The following is a 1,354-nucleotide window of genomic DNA, read 5'->3' on the forward strand; positions in this document are numbered from 1 at the left end:
CACGGTGGTCGGCCGCGTGGCGATGTGGCGGAACTCGCCGCGCAGCGTGGCATGCGCCAGCTCGACGATGGTGCCGGCAAGCTCGACGCCGGGCGGCCCGCCGCCGACGATCGCAATTGTCAGCAGCGCCTGGCGCTTAGCGGGATCAGCCTCCCGCTCGGCCTGTTCGAAGGCCAGGAGAATTCGCCGCCGAATGGTGGTGGCGTCCTCCAGCGTCTTCAGGCCAGGCGCGAACGGCTCCCATTCGTCATGGCCGAAATAGGCGTGGCGGGCACCGGTGGCGAGCAGCAGCGTGTCGTAGGCGACCGCGCTGCCGTCATCGAGCAGCACGCGCTTGCCGGCGCGGTCGACACCGGTGACATTGGCGAGCAGCGTCGTCACATCCTTGCGCTTGCGCAGGAGGTGGCGGATCGGCCAGGCAACCTCGGAGGTGGCCAGCGCCGTCGTCGCCACCTGGTAGAGCAGCGGCTGGAAGAGGTGATGGTTGCGCTTGTCGATCATGGTGATGCGCACGGGAGCGCCGGCAAGCGCACGGGTGAACTCGAGCCCGCCGAAACCCGCGCCGACAACGACGACATGATGCCTGGCTTCGTTCATTTCGTTCACCTTGATAGCAAGATTGCCTGTCCTGCATGTAGGTATTTTTGTGCAATGCAACAACAGATGGCCAGTGCCCGAGACTCGTCGTTGCATGTCGTGAATGCACATGTTGTATCGTATCGCGAGGTATAGCGTCATCGAACACGCGATGAGGTGAGGCATGGCCAACGATCGTGACGACGATGCTCCGGCGCAGTATTCTTCGCCGCCCTGTTTCATGCACGAACTCGATCCGGAATTCCGTGCGCCTTCGAGCGACTGGACCGATGTGAGACGCTGGCGCAAGGCTGAGCGCGAACGCCTGATCGCCGCGCGTCTTGCTGTTTCGGCCGACGCGCGAACGGTAATGTCGCAAGGCATCGCCGATGGCCTCGACGCGGTAATCGGCGAGATCGCCGGCCGCATGGTCAGTCTCTACTGGCCGTTTCGCGGCGAGCCGGATTTGCGGCCTTGGATGGCGTCCATAAACGAACGCGGCGGCCGCACCGCCCTGCCCATCGTCATCGAGAAGGGGCAGCCGCTGATCTTCCGCGCCTACAAAGCAGGCGACCGGCTGGAGAAAGGTGTCTGGAACATCCCAATCCCGGCCGAGGGCGATCCGGTGCTGCCGGACATCGTCATCTCGCCGATCGTCGGCATCGATCCCCTGAACTACCGCCTGGGTTATGGCGGCGGTTTCTTCGACCGTACGCTGGCAGCGATGCCGTTCAAGCCACTGGTCATCGGCGTCGGCTACGAGCTGCAGCGCATCGCG

The 1,354-nt window shown here is 64.4% G+C and carries 2 protein-coding genes; one reads left to right on the forward strand and one right to left on the reverse strand.

Going from position 1 to position 1,354, the window contains the following annotated elements:
• Positions 1-597: FAD-dependent oxidoreductase (locus EN925_RS36040; protein ID WP_164894665.1), on the reverse strand; the 597-nt coding region annotated here is incomplete at its 3' end.
• Positions 598-760: 163 nt separating this feature from the next.
• Between EN925_RS36040 and EN925_RS36045 the strand changes: the two genes are divergently transcribed.
• A partial coding sequence (locus EN925_RS36045) for a 5-formyltetrahydrofolate cyclo-ligase (protein WP_128337382.1) occupies positions 761-1,354 on the forward strand: 594 nt, incomplete at its 3' end.

Source organism: Mesorhizobium sp. M7A.F.Ca.US.006.04.2.1 (assembly GCF_004022915.1).
In the GTDB taxonomy this organism is placed as follows: domain Bacteria; phylum Pseudomonadota; class Alphaproteobacteria; order Rhizobiales; family Rhizobiaceae; genus Mesorhizobium; species Mesorhizobium ciceri.